Source organism: Rubrilithobacter danxiaensis (assembly GCF_047272945.1).
Taxonomy (GTDB): domain Bacteria; phylum Bacteroidota; class Bacteroidia; order Sphingobacteriales; family Sphingobacteriaceae; genus Rubrolithibacter; species Rubrolithibacter danxiaensis.
Window position 1 is genome coordinate 348,551 of the sequence record NZ_JBKOPS010000001.1, and the last position, 18,188, is coordinate 366,738.

Annotated in this window: 17 protein-coding genes and 1 tRNA gene; 3 read left to right on the forward strand and 15 right to left on the reverse strand. The window is 39.8% G+C overall.

All coding sequences use genetic code 11. From position 1 onward, the window contains the following. Positions 1 to 35: 35 nt before the first annotated feature. On the reverse strand, positions 36 to 575 hold the full coding sequence (locus ACLCDL_RS01445) for a hypothetical protein (protein WP_423146216.1): 540 nt from the start codon (positions 573 to 575) through the stop codon (positions 36 to 38). 247 nt (positions 576 to 822) lie between these two features. Between ACLCDL_RS01445 and ACLCDL_RS01450 the strand changes: the two genes are divergently transcribed. Next, positions 823 to 2,640, forward strand: a complete 1,818-nt coding sequence (locus ACLCDL_RS01450) for an ATP-binding protein (protein WP_423146217.1) — start codon at positions 823 to 825, stop codon at positions 2,638 to 2,640. Between the two features lie 127 nt (positions 2,641 to 2,767). On the opposite strand, the gene ACLCDL_RS01455 is transcribed toward ACLCDL_RS01450, so the two are convergent. The 10 genes from ACLCDL_RS01455 to ACLCDL_RS01500 form a co-directional block, all read right to left on the reverse strand. Continuing rightward, positions 2,768 to 4,426 carry a UxaA family hydrolase gene (locus ACLCDL_RS01455; RefSeq protein ID WP_423146218.1) on the reverse strand — a complete coding sequence of 553 codons (1,659 nt, stop codon included), beginning with the start codon at positions 4,424 to 4,426 and terminating at the stop codon, positions 2,768 to 2,770. Positions 4,427 to 4,438: 12 nt separating this feature from the next. Next, entirely contained in the window at positions 4,439 to 5,230 is a 792-nt protein-coding gene (locus ACLCDL_RS01460; RefSeq protein ID WP_423146219.1) for an L-fucose dehydrogenase, read from the reverse strand. A gap of 77 nt (positions 5,231 to 5,307) precedes the next feature. After that, positions 5,308 to 6,138: an amidohydrolase family protein gene (locus ACLCDL_RS01465; RefSeq protein ID WP_423146220.1), complete on the reverse strand. Its 831-nt coding sequence runs from the start codon at positions 6,136 to 6,138 to the stop codon at positions 5,308 to 5,310. A gap of 2 nt (positions 6,139 to 6,140) precedes the next feature. Continuing rightward, on the reverse strand, positions 6,141 to 6,470 hold the full coding sequence (locus tag ACLCDL_RS01470) for an L-rhamnose mutarotase (RefSeq protein WP_423146221.1): 330 nt from the start codon (positions 6,468 to 6,470) through the stop codon (positions 6,141 to 6,143). Between the two features lie 16 nt (positions 6,471 to 6,486). After that, positions 6,487 to 7,737 (reverse strand): L-fucose:H+ symporter permease, encoded by a 1,251-nt coding sequence (fucP, locus tag ACLCDL_RS01475; protein ID WP_423146222.1) that lies wholly within the window; start codon positions 7,735 to 7,737, stop codon positions 6,487 to 6,489. A 57-nt stretch (positions 7,738 to 7,794) separates the two neighbouring features. Continuing rightward, the gene (locus ACLCDL_RS01480) at positions 7,795 to 9,390 is read right to left on the reverse strand and encodes an aldehyde dehydrogenase (NADP(+)) (protein WP_423146223.1); all 1,596 of its coding nucleotides are present in this window, start codon (positions 9,388 to 9,390) and stop codon (positions 7,795 to 7,797) included. A gap of 106 nt (positions 9,391 to 9,496) precedes the next feature. Next, complete coding sequence (locus tag ACLCDL_RS01485; RefSeq protein WP_423146224.1) at positions 9,497 to 10,333, reverse strand: fumarylacetoacetate hydrolase family protein; 837 nt, start codon at positions 10,331 to 10,333, stop codon at positions 9,497 to 9,499. 35 nt (positions 10,334 to 10,368) lie between these two features. Continuing rightward, positions 10,369 to 11,226 (reverse strand): fumarylacetoacetate hydrolase family protein, encoded by an 858-nt coding sequence (locus ACLCDL_RS01490; protein WP_423146225.1) that lies wholly within the window; start codon positions 11,224 to 11,226, stop codon positions 10,369 to 10,371. 10 nt (positions 11,227 to 11,236) lie between these two features. Next, positions 11,237 to 12,526, reverse strand: a complete 1,290-nt coding sequence (locus ACLCDL_RS01495; RefSeq protein ID WP_423146226.1) for an alpha-L-fucosidase — start codon at positions 12,524 to 12,526, stop codon at positions 11,237 to 11,239. Positions 12,527 to 12,536: 10 nt separating this feature from the next. Beyond that, entirely contained in the window at positions 12,537 to 13,301 is a 765-nt protein-coding gene (locus ACLCDL_RS01500; RefSeq protein WP_423146228.1) for an SDR family NAD(P)-dependent oxidoreductase, read from the reverse strand. Positions 13,302 to 13,451: 150 nt separating this feature from the next. Here ACLCDL_RS01500 and ACLCDL_RS01505 point away from each other — a divergent pair, with 150 nt between their 5' ends. Both ACLCDL_RS01505 and ACLCDL_RS01510 read left to right on the forward strand, forming a co-directional pair. After that, the gene (locus ACLCDL_RS01505) at positions 13,452 to 14,336 is read left to right on the forward strand and encodes an AraC family transcriptional regulator (RefSeq protein WP_423146229.1); all 885 of its coding nucleotides are present in this window, start codon (positions 13,452 to 13,454) and stop codon (positions 14,334 to 14,336) included. A gap of 441 nt (positions 14,337 to 14,777) precedes the next feature. Then, positions 14,778 to 14,851, forward strand: a tRNA-Ala gene (locus ACLCDL_RS01510). Here ACLCDL_RS01510 and ACLCDL_RS01515 read toward each other — a convergent pair. The 4 genes from ACLCDL_RS01515 to ACLCDL_RS01530 all read right to left on the reverse strand — a co-directional run bounded on the left by ACLCDL_RS01515 (position 14,825) and on the right by ACLCDL_RS01530 (position 18,124). Beyond that, on the reverse strand, positions 14,825 to 15,754 hold the full coding sequence (locus tag ACLCDL_RS01515; protein WP_423146230.1) for a family 20 glycosylhydrolase: 930 nt from the start codon (positions 15,752 to 15,754) through the stop codon (positions 14,825 to 14,827). The two genes, ACLCDL_RS01510 and ACLCDL_RS01515, sit on opposite strands and share 27 nt — an antisense overlap. Further along, complete coding sequence (locus ACLCDL_RS01520; RefSeq protein WP_423146231.1) at positions 15,751 to 16,026, reverse strand: hypothetical protein; 276 nt, start codon at positions 16,024 to 16,026, stop codon at positions 15,751 to 15,753. The genes ACLCDL_RS01515 and ACLCDL_RS01520 overlap by 4 nt, the downstream gene beginning before the upstream one ends. Before the next feature lie 166 nt (positions 16,027 to 16,192). Continuing rightward, positions 16,193 to 16,798: a TetR/AcrR family transcriptional regulator gene (locus ACLCDL_RS01525; RefSeq protein WP_423146232.1), complete on the reverse strand. Its 606-nt coding sequence runs from the start codon at positions 16,796 to 16,798 to the stop codon at positions 16,193 to 16,195. Between the two features lie 189 nt (positions 16,799 to 16,987). After that, on the reverse strand, positions 16,988 to 18,124 hold the full coding sequence (locus tag ACLCDL_RS01530; RefSeq protein ID WP_423146233.1) for a hypothetical protein: 1,137 nt from the start codon (positions 18,122 to 18,124) through the stop codon (positions 16,988 to 16,990). Positions 18,125 to 18,188: the final 64 nt, after the last annotated feature.

The window sequence follows — 18,188 nt, forward strand, 5'->3', positions numbered from 1 at the left end:
TATTGCACCGCCGAGAATTTGCAGATACTTGCATCTTACCAGGAAACCTCAAATAGATGATCGTCTTCTTCACGGATACCCTTCTCATTGGGTTCTATTGTAACTGCCATCGGAAAACCCGGAGCTTCTTTGTATTTTCTGAGAAGGCTTATTAAAACACCCCTTTGAAATTCTGCCGGATAAGGCATTTTACATTTCATTTGTGCCCGCTTCTTTTTGTCGTCATAAAAGAGCACTTCGCAATAGCCCGCATCACCGTTTCGATGATTTGCCTGGTATATTTGATTTACCGCCATCAGTGCCGTCTGCAGGTTATCAAACTGGTAGGGAAATGATTCGGTTACAAGCTTACCCAGGGTAAAAAGAGTAAAAGGCCCATACTTTTTTAACACCTCCTGCAGCGTATCCAGAAATTTTTGAAGCAGGTACCAGTCCTGGGTTCTTATATCGCTAATCCCATGCTCGCCCAACAGCTTTTTCACAACCTCAGAATAATTTGGCATTCCTTCTGCTACCGGCTTTAAAATCCGACCACTTACCTCGGCTATGGACGAATATGATCGGAACAGCGACATCTAAAAAATAAATAATGCAAGCTCAAAAAAGGTTTTAGCACAGCATCCAAAAACTAAAATAATTATACTGCAACATCAGTTTCTTTTGTATCTTTCAATTGTTCCATTATTTCCATTCATTCTGAACCTTCTTGTCAAACAATTCGTAAAAGTTTGAATGAAGCAATATGAAGAACTTATATTTTTAATATAACCTTACATCTTCCAATTATTAAAACGATTCTATTGATAGCTAATATTTGACACTGTGTTTCTTTTCTCGCTGCCAAAACAGTATTTTCAATTTGTTACTGACAGAGTTACCAAACAGGATGCAGATCCGATAAATCAGGCACGCATTAAAATGCTGGTTTTCGGCTTATCCGTAAACCTGTTCTTTGCCGGACTTTCTGTTATAATTTACCTTATTTCGGGGCCTTATCTTCAATTTATACGGTCGTTAATTGTTTTTACCGTAGGCGGTATTCTCTTTATTTCGGTTTTAAAGTGGCCAATCTGGCGGCAGGTTTCTCACACACTAATGGCGCTGTTAACAGTGCTTATCTGGTCTAATATTTTTATTTATGTACAGGGAACAAATATTCCCACTTTACAATTCGTCTTTATAATTATTGTTTATACGTTTTATGTACATGGTTTACGGTGGGGAGTTTTTTATGCCCTCGCCAATATTCTGCCTATATTCATTTATACACTGCTTGGAGGAAAAGATTATTTCTCTTTCAATATTCAACCTCAGGTAATTAATAAACCGGCTTATATACTGGTACTTTGTTATAACTTTTCGTTAATAATTTTCCTGCATTATCATTTTTTTAAGGCTTTTATTAAGAATATCTCAAAATTAACCCGTGCAGGCGAAGAGCTTAAAGAACTGAATAGCCGTTTACAGCATACGATGACTGATCTGGAAAAATCATCCAATGCAAAAATTGATTTTCTGTCTGCAATGTCTCACGAACTCCGTACACCTTTAAACGGCGTTATTGGCTTATCGAACGTTTTATTATTGCACCAACCCCGAGAGGATCAGAAAGAAAACCTGGGCATTCTGAAATTCTCCGCTGAAAATTTACTTGCCTTAATTAATGATATCCTCGACTTTAATAAATTGGAATCAGGAAAGATTGAATTGGAAGCAATTCCGTTTAATCTTTCGCAGCTGCTAAACAATATCTGTGGCGGCCTCAGGATAAGGGCAGATGAAAAAGATCTTAATCTGAGCCTCGTAATTGATCCGGAATTAAAAAACACCACTGTTTTTGGCGATCCCACCCGGCTAACACAGGTGTTAGTTAATTTAATTAACAACGCAATCAAATTCACAGAAACCGGATCAGTTACTGTAAAGGCCGCGGTTGTGAAACGAGATCAGTCTGAACTAACCGTTGATTTTTTTATAGAAGATACGGGAATTGGAATTGAAACAACGGCGCTGGAAACAATCTTCGACCCTTTTACGCAGGCATCTAAAAGTATAAACAGAAAATTTGGAGGAACGGGATTAGGGTTGTCTATTGTTAAGGGTATTTTGGAAAAGATGGACTCGAAAATTAACCTGAGAAGCGTTTCAGGGCAAGGCACGACCTTTTACTTTACTGTTTCTTTTGGATATAAGCCCGAAGTGGATTCTGAAAAAGACAGGGAGGCTGTTACAGAACTTTCAAAACCATTAAACTTCTTAAAAGTACTGGTTGCCGAGGATAACCCGATTAATGTTTTGGTAATTAAAAAGCTTTTTTCCACATGGAACATTTCTCCGTTATTTGCCGGTAACGGACGTGAAGCAATTGATGTACTTCTGTCGGAAGATTTTGACATGATTTTAATGGATTTGCACATGCCTGAAATGGACGGCTTCGAAGCAGCGGTTGAGATCAGGCAATTACAGGATAAGCAAAAGTCAGAAATTCCGATTATTGCGCTTACTGCATCTGTTTCTGAAGATATAAAAGAAAAAGTAAAAGCCTGCGGAATGAACGATTATCTTTCAAAACCCTTTAACCCGGATGACCTGAAAGAAAAGTTAGCATTGTATTCGGTGGTTGAAAACTATTCGATCTAACAGTTTACCGGCATTGGTTCACTAAATAACAACAAAAACGTATTACAGAACGAAGTCCGATAGTTATATCGGACTTCGTTTAAGTGTTTTGAGTCAGCAAAGTTCAACTGCCGGATCTCTGTTTATTCTATAGTGAAACACCGCGCTTCCACGGAATAAAATCATTTTGCCCGTGCCTTACTGCAGCAACTTCTGTTTCTCCGCTGGCTACCGCAATTACATAATCCAATATCCTTTCTCCGGCTTGTTGAATTGTTTCTTCGCCTTCTATAATAGTTCCGGTATTTAAATCAATTATATCATGCATCTTATTAAAAAGGGCAGTGTTGGTTGCCAGTTTTATAACCGGAGCTACCGGATTTCCGGTCGGCGTTCCTAAACCGGTTGTAAACAGAACAACATTCGCCCCGGCTGCTACCTCTGCCGTTGTTGACTCTACATCATTGCCCGGAGTACAAAGTAAATTAAGGCCTGCCTTTGTTACTTTCTCAGGATAATCCAACACATCAGTAACAGGTGAAGTTCCGCCTTTTTTAGCAGCACCTGCAGATTTTATAGCGTCTGTTATCAGTCCGTCTTTAATATTCCCCGGTGATGGATTCATATAAAAGCCTGAACCTACGGCCTCTGCCCTGTCGCTGTAGGCTTTAACAAGTTCAGAAAAACGCTCCGCTTTTTCAGTATCAACACAACGGTCGATCAGGTTCTGTTCTACGCCGCATAACTCTGGAAATTCTGATAATATAACAGACCCTCCCAGTGCAACCAGCAGATCGGATGTGTACCCAATAGCAGGATTTGCAGATATACCTGAAAAGCCGTCAGACCCGCCGCATTCTAAGCCAATACACAATTTACTTAATGGCTGAGGAGTACGCTGGCCTTTGTTTGCTTGTATCAGTCCGGCAAAAGTTTGTTTTAAAGCTTCTGTAAGCATGACAGATTCTTTCCCAACCGTTTGCTGATCTAAAATATAAAGCGGCTTATCAAAATTCGGAGACCGTTTGCTGATCTCCTCTTTCAGCATACTTACCTGTGCATGCTGGCAGCCCAGGCTAAGCACCGTTGCACCCGCAACATTCGGATGTGTGATATAGCCAGCTAATAAACCGCATAAAGCCTGCGCATCCTGGCGTGTTCCTCCGCAACCGCCTGCATGTGTTAAAAACTTTATTCCGTCAATATTCGGAAATAAGCGGTTATTTCGGTTTGATGTGTTATTCACCTCCGTTTGCAGATCAGCAGCCAGAATCTGCTCTACATCAAAACCCGACTTGTATAGTTCAATTAATTGGCGGCCCTGATTGTGGTAGATCTTATTCCGGCCATACCCCAGCTGGTCGGTCAGTGTTTCCTCCAAAACATCCAGATTCCTGTTCTCACAAAAAACCATGGGAATAACGATCCAGTAATTGGCTGTTCCTGCACTTCCATCCGAGCGGAGGTAGCCATTAAAAGTTTTGTTCTCCCATTTTGAAACATCCGGCTTTATCCAATCTGTATTTCTGCTGCCCGTAGAAAAATTGTTAGCAGCATGCTTAACATTATTGATGCTTAACAATCCTCCTGCCGGGATATCCGTTTGTGTTTTCCCAACCAAAACTCCGTACATAATTACATCATCGCCTTTTAACAGATCTGAAGATGCGAATTTATGCTTGGCAGGTATAGGATCTTTGATAAGATAAGTTTCGTTACCGAGGGTCAGGTTTTCGCCTGCGGCAATATCCGTAAGAGCAACCACGGCATTATCTGCAGGATGTATTTTTACAATTCTTGTTTTCATTTCTTAATAAATTTAACGTGCATTGGCTAAAGCACGATCCAGGTGGACATAGCCACCATCAACATAAATTAACTGTCCGGTGGTATGGCTGGAGACATTTGACAATAAGAATACCGCCATATTTGCTATTTCCTCCGCTGTTGTCATCCGGTTTTCGAGCGGAATCTTAGCAGTAATTTCTTTTAGCTTTTCCTCGGGGTTAGCGAGTGAAGATATCCATTTTTCATATAAAGGAGTCCAGCATTCTGCAACTACAATTGCGTTTACACGAATACCATATTTTAACAGTTCTACTGCCCATTCGCGTGTAAGGGCATTTCGGCCACCGTTTGCCGCCGCATAAGCTGAAGTTCCGCCCTGCCCGGTATCGGCCGTTTTTGAATTTATATTTACTATCGCTCCTTTAGATTCTTTTAAAGCAGGCAAGGCATAATGAGCCATTAAATAATAATGCACTACATTCTTATGGAGCGAAGACATAAAACCTTCATAGCTTCCGTGTTCAAGGCCTACGCCATCATTTACTCCGGCATTATTCACTAATCCGTCTATACGGCCGTATTTTTTGAGAATTGCTTTTACCGCTTTTTCCGATTCTTCAGGAATTGTAAGCTCTGCCTGTACCTGGAATCCCCGGCCTCCGGACGCTGTTATTTCTGAAAGTGTGTTTTCATTATCCTCTCTGTTCCGGCCAACAATTACCGGGATTGCACCCTCGGAAGCAAGTGTTTTAACAATACCGGCACCAATACCTTTGGCTCCCCCTGTTACGATAATAATTTTATCTTTTAAGTGTAAATCCATTACTACATCTTTTTATGTTTTTTTCTTTTACCGGATGCTCTCCTTCAACGCATTCGGAATGACAAAGTATTTTAATTTTATAGCCGATAAAAGTTCATCGCATTTCCTCCCCAGAAAGCTTCCTGTTCGTTTACTGAAAGTTGCCTGGTGTAATTGCTGACAATTTCTATTACTTCCGAATAACTTGCCGCTACCAAACATACCGGCCAGTCCGAGCCGAACAGAAGCCTTTTTGCTCCAAATACCTCAAAAACAGTGTCTATATATGGGTAGAAATCTTCCTTCTTCCAGTTCTTCCAGTCAGCTTCAGTTACCATTCCCGAAATTTTGCAGGATACATTTTCAAATGCGGCAACAGCCTCTATTTCTTTTCTCCATTCGTTTATTTTACTGTTTTTAATATCCGGCTTTGCCAGATGATCGATAACAAAGGGCTGATCGGGAAAGCTTGAAACAAATTCAGGAAGATATTGCAGCTGATCCGGAAAAATCAGGATGTCATAGGTATAATTGTACTTATTCAACTTGCTGATACCTCTTTTAAACTCCGGCTTTAACATCAAAGCCCGGTCAGCTTCACCCTGCAGTACATGCCTGAAGCCCTTCATTTTTTGAAACCGACTGTAATAATCCAGTCTTTCTTCAACATTTTCTTGCTGAAGATCAACCCATCCGACAATCCCTTTAATGAACGCATTTTCTTCCGCATGGGTAAGATGAAAAGCATTTTCCTCTTCCGACTGGTCGCTTTGAACAGCTATACAACCTTCAAAGCCATGCTGCTTTAAAAGCGGCTGAAGGTCTGCAGGAGTAAAATCTTTTTGGATAGCCCGCATTTCTTCTGTTATCCAACTGTCTCTAACCGGATCGAACTTCCAGAAATGCTGATGTGCGTCAATTCGTACCATCACTATAATTGAAAAATTTTCTCCATCAACACCCATTTCTCACCGGGTTTTGTTCCCGGTAAAGGCTGCTGAAACTTCCACATCAGTTCTTCCCACTCCTGCACTTTTGGATTTGACGCATCCATCTCCCCTTTTTTGCTAAATGAAAAACTATCATTTGTATCCATGATCATAAAGAGCCGGTTACCGAAACGGTAGATTTCCATATTGGCAATTCCGCTGTTTAAAATACTATCCTTTATCTCCTTCCAGATTTCTTTATGATAATTTTCGTATTCTTCAATCAGTTCCGGATCATCTTTCAGATCAAGTGCTAAACAATATCTTTTCATATTTTTTTCCTTCTGATTAATGAGATACCGCCATTTTTAACTGTTTTACCTGCAAGTTTTTAACAGCAAAATAAAGTATTACTACAAAGCACATCGCCGGCACGATGTAGGCTGTCTGGATATTGCTGCTGTCAGAAATCAATCCCATTATTAAAGGGAAAACAGCTCCGCCCACAATTGACATAATTACCAGTGACGAACCAATTTTTGTACGTGCCCCCAGGCCCCTAATGCTTAAGGAGAATATGGTAGGAAACATGATGGACATGAAAAACTCCACACCAACCAAAGCGTAGACTGAGAAAATTCCATCCAGCATCACTGCCATAATCAGCAGAATAAAATTGAGCACACTATAAAGTGCGAGTAATTTTGCCGGTGCAATATATCTCATCAGGAAAGTCCCGATAAAACGGCCCAGCATAAAGCCCAATAAAGCTGCAGAAAGAAACATGGCAGCCGACTTTTCTTCTATTCCGGCAACGTGTTTTGAAAAACGGATAAAGAAACTGCTGACGCATACCTGGGCTCCTACATAAAAAAACTGTGCTGTTACTCCGAGCATCAGGTTCTTTTCTTTCAAAATAGATCCTTCAACCTTGTCAACCCCGTCTTCTTCAATTACATCCGGCAATGTTGTTCTCCATAAAAGGATCGCAACCAGTAATACAACCGAACCTATAACAAGAAAAGGTACCTGTACAGAAGAAGCTTCGTGCTGCAGGTAATTATTTAGATCAGCAGGTGACATGGCCGATTCCTGTTGCTCTGTTAAAGTTTTTCCTGATAAAATAAAAGTGCCGCCAATTAAGGGCGCTAAAGTGGCAGCAAGCCCATTAAAGGATTGAGCAAAGTTTATGCGTTGGGTAGCGCCTTCAGGATCTCCTAAAATAGTAATGTAGGGATTAGCCGCGGTTTCTAAAAAAGCAAGCCCCGAAGCGATAATGAATAAAGCTCCTAAAAAGAAAGCATAACTACGAGTTTCAGCCGCAGGATAAAATAAATAGGCACCAAAGGCAAAAAGAAGCAATCCAACAATTATACCTCCTTTATATCCGTGGCGTTTCATAAATAACGCAGCCGGAAATGCCATTACAAAATATGCAATGTAAGAAGCGGAATCGATAAGGGCTGATTGAAAATCACTCAGCTGGCATGCTTTTTTTAAGTGAGGAATTAAAATTGGATTCAGGTTTAATGCAAAGCCCCATAAAAAAAACAGGGAAGTGATGAGGCCTACTGCAAATAAGGTTTTTTTATTGGACATAAAGTTTGGTTTATAATTGGTTTAGTTAAATATGTACTTATGTAGTCCTCCTTAGATTTATGAGCTAACAGGATTTTTTGTCCATTCGCTGTTTACTAACCGAAAGATATGTAAGGGATTATTGTCTTTAAGTTCTGCGGGTAACAACTGATCGGGAAAATTCTGAAGAGCAACGGGGCGAACAAAGCGCTCAATAGCTGCTGTTCCAACAGAAGTAGTGCGGGCATCTGTCGTGGCTGGAAAAGGGCCTCCGTGTTGCTGCGACGGGCAAACTTCAACTCCAGTCGGGAAACCTCCGAACAAAACCCGTCCGGCTTTGTCTGTTAATAAGTCAGTAAGCGGGCCCACATTGGGCAAATCTTCGTTTCCTGCATGAATAGTAGCTGTTAGCTGGCCGTCTAAACTTTGTATGGCTTCTTCCAGCTGCCTGTAATTTTCGCAGAGAACAAGCAGGGAGCTGGGTCCGAAAACTTCTTCCATTAACGCTTTATTTTTGATAAAAAGAGCGGCATCTGTTGTAAATAAGGCGGCACTCACCTGTGTTCGTTCAGGGTTTGCTTCCGCTTCGCTTTCAGCTATAAAATTTACACCTTTTATTTTTTTAAATGACGCTGTTCCGGAGCAATAAGAACTACAAATAGATTGATTAAGCATTGTCCCTGCCGGAGCCGCTTTTATTTCCCCGGCTAAAGTTTGAATAAATGAGTTTGTTAATTCATCCTTTATCAGAAACACAATTCCCGGATTCGTGCAAAACTGTCCTACTCCCAACGTAATCGAGGCCGCGAGTCCTGAAGCAGTAGCTTCAGATTTTTCCTTTATACATCCCGGTAAAATCACTACCGGATTGATGGAACTCATTTCAGCGTACACCGGAATAGGATCTTTTCTTTCCATCGCTGCTTTAAAAATTGCCATACCTCCGCTTCGTGAACCGGTAAATCCTATTGCTTTTATCACAGGATTTTTTACCACATTGATAGTGTTATTGTTATCAGCGTAAAACATACCAAAAACACCTTCGGGCATTCCTGTCCTTTTTGCTGCCTTTATAATCGCCTGTGAAACCAGATCATTTGTTCCGGGATGGGATGGATGTGCTTTTATAATTACCGGACAGCCTGCAGCTAATGCCGAAGCAGTATCGCCCCCGGCTGTTGAAAATGCAAGAGGGAAATTGCTGGCGCCAAAAACCAATACAGGGCCTATCGGTACAGACATTCTTCTTAAATCTGGTTTAGGAGGCACGCGATCAGGTATTGCAGTATCAATTCTGGCACTTACCCATGATCCTTCTTGAAGGGTTTGTGCAAAAAGTTTAAGCTGACTGACAGTCCTTCCCCTTTCTCCGGTAATTCGTTCTGCCGGCAAGGCACTTTCTGAAACGCAGCGCTCAATCAATTCATCGCCCAAGGCTCCGATTTCATCTGCAATGGCATCCAAAAAGGAGGCTTTTTCTGCTCCGCTTTTTGCTCTGTATATTTTAAAAGCACGTTCAGAAAGGTTCAGGATTTCAGCAATTTCAGCTTCTGTAGCATAGAAAAAGTCTTCTTCTGAATAACTTGCTGCTGCCGGACTAAAGGCTTTAAATGACTCTTTTCCTGCTGCTGAGAAATTAAATCCGATGCAATTTTTCCCTGTTATAGCACTCATAGATTTTGTACTTTATATAACTTATTCTACCTCTATCCTTCATCCAATAGCCATCGAACTCCGCTCAGAATGACGCCTTTTTGTCACTCTGAGCGGAGTCGAAGAATTAAGAGACATAATTTATCAACGTTCCAATGCCTTCAATACTTATCTGAATTTCATCCTTTGATCTCAACGTAAAGTCATTCCCGGGTACGATACAGGTACCGGTCATTAAAAACACACCGTCGGGAAAGCTGCACTCCCGAAAAAGAAAATCTACCAGTTCTGTATGGCTTCTTTTCATCTGGTTAATTTGTATACTGCCTTCAAATGCGCTTTTATTCTCTCTTAAAATTACCATCCTGATTTCAGTTTCGGAGGAAATAGGATCCTCAGGAATATAAATACAGGGGCCTAATCCTGCACATCCGTCAAAAACTTTTGCCTGAGGTAAATACAAAGGATTTTCTCCTTCAATACTTCTCGAACTCATGTCATTCCCAATCGTATATCCCGCAATTTTTCCTGAACTGGTAATGAACAGTGTAAGTTCAGGCTCGGGTACATCCCAGGTAGAATCTTTGCGAATATTTACAAAACCTTTATGGCCAACAGTGCGATGAGCAGTAGCTTTAAAGAATAATTCAGGGCGTTCTGCCTCATATACCTTATCGTAAAAAGTGGCTCCTCCCGATTCCCGGGATTCTTCCATCCTGGCCGCTTTGCTTCTTAAATAAGTTACGCCGGCAGCCCATATTTCCTGCTTGTTTACAGGAGGTAATAGTTTTTCGCTATTCAGGATCTCCTTCGTTTCAAGCGGCTGAAGATTTTCTATGATATTTTGAATTTTTACATACAAATCATCCTGATTTATCAACTCATCCCAATCGGTATTTTCAATCAAATAGCAGGAATTTTCATTTTCAACAATGCTATTTAAGCGGGTTCTGTAAATCTTCATCGGACTTTTATCAGGAGATTATTGTTTTGTAAGTTCTATTTACCATATCCTTTCACCCGTTGCCTTGATGTTCCCAACCCATCTATTCCTAATTCAACAATATCTCCGTCTTTCAGGTAAAGCGGTTCTGGTTTCATACCCATTCCTACACCGGCCGGCGTTCCGGTAGTAATGATATCTCCGGGAAGCAAAGTCATAAACTGGCTGACGTAGGATACAAGAAAGGGGATATTAAAAATCAAATTGGAGGTATTTCCGTTCTGCATCACCTGTCCGTTTAGTTTAAGCCATAACCCAAGGTTGTGTACATCGGCAACTTCATCTTTAGTAGCCATAAAAGGGCCTAAGGGTGCAAATGTATCACAGCCTTTGCCTTTATCCCAGGTACCGTTCCGCTCCAGCTGAAATTCCCTTTCAGAAACATCATTGTGCAAAACATAGCCGGCAATATATTCCATTGCTTCCGCCTCTGCTACATAACTTGCTTTTTTACCCATTACTACTGCAAGTTCAACTTCCCAATCGGTTTTTTTAGAGTTTTTAGGAATAATTATATCATCGAAAGGGCCCACAATTGCCGTGGTAGCTTTCATAAAAATAACAGGCTCCGGCGGAAGCGGTGCATTTGTTTCTTTTGCATGATCGGCATAATTTAAACCAATGCAAACCAACTTAGACGGCCGGCCAAGCGGACTACCCAAACGAACATCTGCAGGAAGTTCCGGAAGGTTATCGCGATGCTCTTCAACAAACTTTTGTAAACGGTTTACCCCATCGCTTTCAAAAAAATGTTCGTTATAATCTTCTCCAAAAGCAGATGTATCATATTTTTTATCGTTTAAAATAATTCCTGTTTTCTCTTTTCCGGGTTCTCCGAATCGTATTAATTTCATATCGTGTGCCTTAGTTCAAATTTAATTTTATTACTGTATCGTAGGGATCTTGTTTTACCTGATCAAGATATACAAAAACCCCTTCCGGCTGCTGTTTATATTTCAAGGTTTGTTTATTTACCGAAGCTGCGGTTACCTTCCCTTTAAGACCCGGAATGAAAATATATGACTTACCTACAGGTTTTAACACGTGAGCGAAATAAACTTTATCCTTTGAAGTGACTACGCCCCAGTCTTGCGGAGGAATAACATTTCCACGGGTCCCATAAATACTTTCACCGTTATTTTTCACCCAGTTTCCTACTACTGCAAGTGTATCAGTAAATTCACTTTGAATTTTCCCGTTAGGCATCGGCCCAACATTTAGCAGGAAGTTTGCATTACGGCCCGCCGCGTTCACCAAATAGTGTATAATTTGCTTAACAGACTTGTAGTTATTGTCTTTTATATTAAATCCCCAGCTATTGTTAATAGTTTCGCAGGTTTCTAAAGGAAGATTTCCGATTTTAGAATTGCCGCTGAAACCGGTAGTGTTTTCTCCGGGAAGGTCCTTCTCAAACATTTGAAAATCTTCGCCCTCAAATGGTGCAAGGTGGTGGTTATTACCAACAAGAATTTTAGGATTTAGAGAATGGATTAAAGAGTAAATCTCGTTATAATGCCAGTTAACAGTTGGCCTTTCCCAATGGCCGTCAAACCATATTCCTTTTACTCCGGGATATTTTGTGATTAATTCCGTCAGCTGAGTTTTCATAAAAGAAATGTAGCTGTTCCAGTCGGTATCGGCAGGCGCCCCGTTTACAATAGGTTTTCCAAAGCCATAATCCGGTCTTCCCCAATCTAACAGTGAATAATAAAAATGCAGCTCAATCCCTTCTTTCTCGCACTCTTTAGCAAGCTCCATTAAAGGATCTTTTTTATAAGGGGTTGCATCAACAATATTGTACGGAGAAGCTTTGGTTTGAAACATACTGAATCCGTCGTGGTGCCTTGAAGTGATGGTGATGTATTTCATTCCGGCATTCTTTGCCATTTGCACCCATTGTTTTGCATTAAATTCCTGTGGATTAAAGAAATTTGCCAGTCGTTTATAATTATCATACGGAATTTTTTCCGTGTGCATTACCCACTCACCATCTCCTAAAATGCTGTATATTCCCCAATGTATGAACAAGCCAAACTTCATGTCCTGGAAATCTTTTCTGGATTCAAGATTAGCCGCAGAAGGTTTGTATGTAGTTTGTGCGTTTGTAAACAATACAATTGCTAAGAGGTATGCCGAAAGCAGTATTTTCTTCATCTTTTTTAAATTAGGTGTTCAATTTTATAAAGCCGCCGTCAATAGCGTAATCAGAGCCGGTAATAAAAGAAGCCTCGTCTGAGCAGAGGTAAACAATTAAATTGGCAATTTCTTCAGGTTTTGCCATTCGGCCGATAGGCTGCGTTTTGGAAAGTTTTTCAAACATTTCCTGTTCCTGACCGGGATAATTTTTCTTCAAAAAACCATCTACAAAAGGCGTGTGAACCCTACCCGGAGAAATACAATTGCAACGAATATTGTCTTTCAAAAAATCTTTGGCAACAGAAAACGTCATAGAACGCACTGCTCCTTTACTCATGGAATAAGCAAACCGATCTGAAAGTCCCAAATCTGCAGCTACTGAGGACAGGTTGAGTATTATTCCTCCGCCATTCTTTTTCATTAACGGAATAACCGCATGCAGGCAATTGTAAACTCCTTTAACATTTACCCGAAGAATCCGTTCGAAATCTTCTTCTGAAGTATTTTCTGCATTTCCTATATGCGATACTCCTGCGCTGTTTATCAGAATATCAATAGGGCCGATTTTATTAAATACCTCCGCTACTTCAGTTTGATTGCTTACATCACAGAGATAAAAATCAGCCTTGCCGTTTTCTGCTGAAATCTCGTCAGCCGTTTCTTTTGCTCCCTGCATATTCACATCCAAAATGGTAACAGCAGCACCCTGCGATGCAAAAACCCGGGCAACGGCTTTGCCTATTCCGCTTCCGCCACCGGTTATTACAGCCGACTTTCCTTTTAAACTAAACATATATTTTCAATTTTTTGGAAGATTAATAATTGGTAAGGCAAAATACACGGATTTTTTAATTTTAAATATTGCTTTATTACCCATTTATTATGCTATTTTGGCATCTACTTTACTATTATTAGCAGTTTTAGTATATCCAACTGAATTCTGATGAAGCCACAATTATTAAAAGTAGCAACCGGCATAACCGATTCGTTCAGCGTACGGCAGGATAACGTTCCCTATATAAATAACAAATGGCACTATCATCCGGAAGTAGAACTTATCCATTTTGAAAAAGGAAATGGCACCCAATTTATTGGCGACAATATTAAATCCTTTACCGATGGCGATGTTCTGCTTGTTGGTTCTGATTTACCTCATTACTGGCGTTTTGATGAGCGTTATTTTCATAAAAGCACAACAATATTGACAGAAACTGATATACGCGTTGCACATTTCTCGGAAAATTTCTGGGGCGAGCGATTTTTACAGCTGCCTGAAAACAAAGCAATACGGGATGTGCTCGAAAAATCAAAAAGAGGCTTACAGGTTACGGGTGAGTCAAGAAAGAGAGTAGCCTTTATCCTTGAAAAAATGCTGATAAAAACTGGTACGGAGCGCTTGATATTGCTATTGGAGGCTTTGCTGGAAATCGGCAGTTCTGAAAATTATGCTAGTTTATCCTCTATCGGGTTTAGTTACATACCTAATGACCCTGAGAGCGACCGCATGAGCACTATTTATGAATATTGCATTGCAAACTTCCGTAAAAATATATGTACAGAAGAGATTGCCGCTATTGCTCATTTAAGTCCAAATTCATTTTGCAGGTATTTTAAATCGCGTAACAGGAAAACTTTTTCTGAATTTATGATTGAAATACGGGTGGGTTATGCCTGCAAACTGTTAATTGAAAATAACAGTACCGTAAAAGAGATTTGCTTTGATAGCGGATTTAATAATTTTGCCAGCTTTCATAAATATTTCAGGATGAAAACCGGCAAAAGCCCCTTACGGTACAGGAAAGAATTTTTGAGGGAAAAAAGTTTGTGAACAAGTAACCACATTTTTCTCGTTTTTAAAATACTGCACACAATTTCTCAAAGAAAAAGTTAAGACAGTAATAAAATTCACAGAATCATGGAACATGTGTTTACTTTAGCGAATAAAATTATACAGTCGAAGAAAATAGTGACGAATGCCAGAGAACCTTTCCTGATGTTCTTTTTATTTATTATTTTTCTTTTAATATCCTTTTTTTCAATTAATTAGTTTAGGTAAGTTGTACGGGAGGAGCTTTAGGATTGAATTAAACCTGTTTGTTTCACCTACCTGAAAGCTCCTCAATTTCCTGTTTAGATAGCTAACTCTGCCTATCCTTTCTTAAGATAAAATTAGCAGTTCTATTGATCTCCTCTATCAACTAAAGTTTCGACTACTTTAATAATATTTATTTGTCTCTTATCAACTTTTCATTACTTTTGCCACCTCAACGGGGGATTAGCTCAGCTGGCTAGAGCGTTTGCATGGCATGCAAAAGGTCATCGGTTCGACTCCGATATTCTCCACCTGAAAAAAGGCCTTACAATATACTTGTAAGGCCTTTTTTGTAATAAAACTTTGATAAATACTAATCCGGCTTCTCCAGTCACCGTTTCCGGATAAATCATTATGCCTCTTGCAGAAGCGTACTTTACCAGGTCCTTCAAGTCTGCCTGAGAATAATATTGCCCCTTAGAACCGAACTTTTGCAACCTGGGAAAAACTTTAGATTCCACCCGAAAACCTTCATCATCAGACAGGTGCAAATGAAGCACATTTAGCTTCACCATCGCCATTGCATCAATGTTTCTTTTTAATACATCTATCGGCAAAAAATGTCTGGCAACATCTACCATCATTCCCCGCCACCTGAAACGAGGCCCATCGCTGATTGTTACCTCAGGTAAATAATAACCTTCTGCATCTGCTCCTACCAATTGAAACAATGTTTCCATACCTCGCAATGCACCAATGGTGCTGTTTGCAACTAAGGAGGCTTTCGATGAGTCTACAGAGAGTTGGTAAGCTTCATCTGTTCCGGGTAAAGGTTCTCCCTTTGTTTTCACCTGAAGGGTAAGGGTGGCATTATGTTTTTGTTCGTTCAACACCACCCGCTCCTGTTCAAAGTATGCAAGCGTCCTTGCATTGAGTCTTGTCAGCAGTCTGTTTGTTGCAGCTTCAAGCCGTTCATCTTTTTCAGCACCTGAAAGATTAATGCTAAACTGTGAGGTAATGCGTAGTTTACCACCTGCAGCATGCAGACTTTGAGGATATGGCATTAAGTTAATTGTTGATTTTAGCGGCAACTGTGTTTGTCCAGACTGTGCTCCTGCACTCTCTGCAAGTAGTAGCAAAAAAAGTCCGGCAAAAAACTTATTCAGTTTTTTCATAATTATTTTTTCCAGTGCAATGCTTTGAAGGGTTGTCATTCATTTTCCTTTACCCTGTCTGCTATTACATCAAACATACCCAACAGGCTTCCGGCAGCATGATCATCATCTTTCTTCTTTAGATTCACATTAACATCGTATCCGCTGGCATTAAAGTAAACTGTAATATCGTCATCGGTCACCTTGGCATTGTCAATTTTTGATATTTCATTTCCTGTTGAGTCTTGCACTACACCCGTAATCTTGTCATCCTTTTTTTCCAGTACAAAAAACATGTTCGCGTCGCCGTTAGGTGTACCCTTTACTAACACGTTCCACTTTCCTGCAAAAAAATCTGCACCTTTTTTAACTTATGCATCTACGTTCTGAGACATTAGCAGGAAAAGTAATCCTGCGAAAAATAAGCTTGCTTTTTTCATGATTAATTTGTTTTTTTTAGATTCTAAATTTGTATTAATGAATAATTTAAGTAGTTGCTTATCTGCCTATGACACCTTCTTTTTCAGGTATTTTTTTGTTTAGTTCATCGAAATCTGTCAAATATTTATCTAAAGCCTGAATCCCCTTTTCGGTACAAATACCTCTCAGGTAAACTCCCAGCGTATTCAGTAAAATGGCATTTGGAGATAGACGTAACTTTTTAAAATCTCCTTTCCTTACAGCCGAAACATATAGAATTGACATACCCTCCAACACAACCTCTGCTATAACGTCTTCCATAATGTGTCCTTCCTCCTTTCCCTTATTAACAATCTGAATCAGTTCCTTCCAAAGTTTCTCAGCATTACGCACCTCTACCTTCTTTTCAAGTTCCGGGTAGTAATAATGCAGGTCCTTGAAAAAAGTCTTATTGATGTTGAACTCCATGTCAAATCCTTGCCGCCATGCATAAAAAAGAAGAACAGGAGCACTCTCACCCTGGTAAAGATTTTCAAAGACCTCATGTTGTTGCAAATAATGTAATTCCAATGCCTGTTCTAATAAGTCTTCTTTGTCTTTGAAGTGTTTATACAGGGTTTTAGTTGAAATACCTAAAAGAGCAACCAATTTATTATTTGACATCTTCCGAATACCCTGCTGCAAAAAAATAATTTAGAGAAGCCTTCAGAATTTCGTTCTTTATGTCATCCATGCTGGAAATTATTTTTTAAATATAAATTTCCATTTTTAATCTTTAAAGAGAAAAAGGTAATAGTCTGAGGTTGATTTTCGGGAGCTTAATGCTCCGTTTTAACAGAAAACGCCCTTAAGGAAAGCAAAACCAGAACAAATTTATTTCACACGAAACGATTCAAGTTCGGCATCAATTTTTTCATTCCACTTTTGCTGTATTGCTGCGTTTTGCCCGTGTCCGGTTTCATCATCGTATTGATCTTCAAGACGATTCATTTCACGAAAGGATTCGATATACTCATATCTCAAAATACTGTCGAAATTATCTAAGGTTAATTTTTCCGACTTAATTTTTTGTTTGAACCGTTCTGCAACCACTTTAACGATATCAAAATGTCTTTGTTCATGATTTAAGCTGTAACTGTCTTTTGCTTCTGGCCGCACCCAGGAAGAGGATGGAGTGGCGAAAACCTTGAGCGCTACACGAAGCTCAATGAATCCCTTAACTACCTCACTCCTTCCCTCGTATGCCAGACTTGGAAAAATTGTTGCAGCATACCGGCTTCCGGCAGGCACAGGAGCCCGGAAATCTTTCCAGGTCAATGGCCGCTTAATATCATAAAAAACAGTATCAGGATCGGCACTTTTTTTATATTCTTCGAAAATAAGTTTTATTCCTTTTGCCAGCTTTTCGTTGGTGTCAGCTTCCCTGTTTATCCAGTTATTAAAAAAATCCAGGCCGGCAATAAGCGATTTTCTTAATGCAGGCTCTACAACTGCAATTCCATTTACGGAACGAAGATATTCGGCTCCTCCTTTATATTCGATCAAGGATATGTTTTTATCTTTTCCCTGCAATTGGAAATCAATTACTAATTCCACGTTCCCTTTTATTCTTCCCGGCTGCTCCGTTTCTACAACACTGCATTTCTTCAATACAATAAGTACAGGACGAAGTTTAGGATTTCTGGAAACGCTTTGTAGAAAAAAATCGCGGAATGTTTGAAACGATCCACCCTGCAGATCAACTGTTTGTCTTTGGAGTTTTTCCTGAGCAGAATTTAAAACAAGTAATTCTCCGATACGATTCTTATCCATCCGCTGATCTCTAAAATCAGAAATATAAAATTCCTTGGGAGTGAAGCTTACCTTTTCCGGTTTCAAAACAATAGGCAATACCGCAGACTGTCCTGCTGCACATTCTGCAACAAGAAAGATTGAAACAACGGTTGAAAAAAATAAAATGCGGTAAATGCGCCTGGCGCTTATTCTGTTAAAACTAATTGAGATTCTCACCTTTTCTTCCCTGCTCCATTACAACGAAAGGTTTTACAAAATGTTATATTTAAGATTAGCAGAA

What these genes read in the sequence shown, in the direction of transcription:
- ACLCDL_RS01445 (WP_423146216.1), bottom strand. Translation starts at nt 575, where the DNA reads ATGTCGCTGTTCCGATCATATTCGTCCATAGCCGAGGTAAGTGGTCGG.
- ACLCDL_RS01455 (WP_423146218.1), bottom strand. Translation starts at nt 4,426, where the DNA reads ATGAAAACAAGAATTGTAAAAATACATCCTGCAGATAATGCCGTGGTT.
- ACLCDL_RS01460 (WP_423146219.1), bottom strand. Translation starts at nt 5,230, where the DNA reads ATGGATTTACACTTAAAAGATAAAATTATTATCGTAACAGGGGGAGCC.
- ACLCDL_RS01465 (WP_423146220.1), bottom strand. Translation starts at nt 6,138, where the DNA reads ATGGTACGAATTGACGCACATCAGCATTTCTGGAAGTTCGATCCGGTT.
- ACLCDL_RS01470 (WP_423146221.1), bottom strand. Translation starts at nt 6,470, where the DNA reads ATGAAAAGATATTGTTTAGCACTTGATCTGAAAGATGATCCGGAACTG.
- fucP (WP_423146222.1), bottom strand. Translation starts at nt 7,737, where the DNA reads ATGTCCAATAAAAAAACCTTATTTGCAGTAGGCCTCATCACTTCCCTG.
- ACLCDL_RS01480 (WP_423146223.1), bottom strand. Translation starts at nt 9,390, where the DNA reads ATGAGTGCTATAACAGGGAAAAATTGCATCGGATTTAATTTCTCAGCA.
- ACLCDL_RS01485 (WP_423146224.1), bottom strand. Translation starts at nt 10,333, where the DNA reads ATGAAGATTTACAGAACCCGCTTAAATAGCATTGTTGAAAATGAAAAT.
- ACLCDL_RS01490 (WP_423146225.1), bottom strand. Translation starts at nt 11,226, where the DNA reads ATGAAATTAATACGATTCGGAGAACCCGGAAAAGAGAAAACAGGAATT.
- ACLCDL_RS01495 (WP_423146226.1), bottom strand. Translation starts at nt 12,526, where the DNA reads ATGAAGAAAATACTGCTTTCGGCATACCTCTTAGCAATTGTATTGTTT.
- ACLCDL_RS01500 (WP_423146228.1), bottom strand. Translation starts at nt 13,301, where the DNA reads ATGTTTAGTTTAAAAGGAAAGTCGGCTGTAATAACCGGTGGCGGAAGC.
- ACLCDL_RS01505 (WP_423146229.1), top strand. Translation starts at nt 13,452, where the DNA reads ATGAAGCCACAATTATTAAAAGTAGCAACCGGCATAACCGATTCGTTC.
- ACLCDL_RS01515 (WP_423146230.1), bottom strand. Translation starts at nt 15,754, where the DNA reads ATGACAACCCTTCAAAGCATTGCACTGGAAAAAATAATTATGAAAAAA.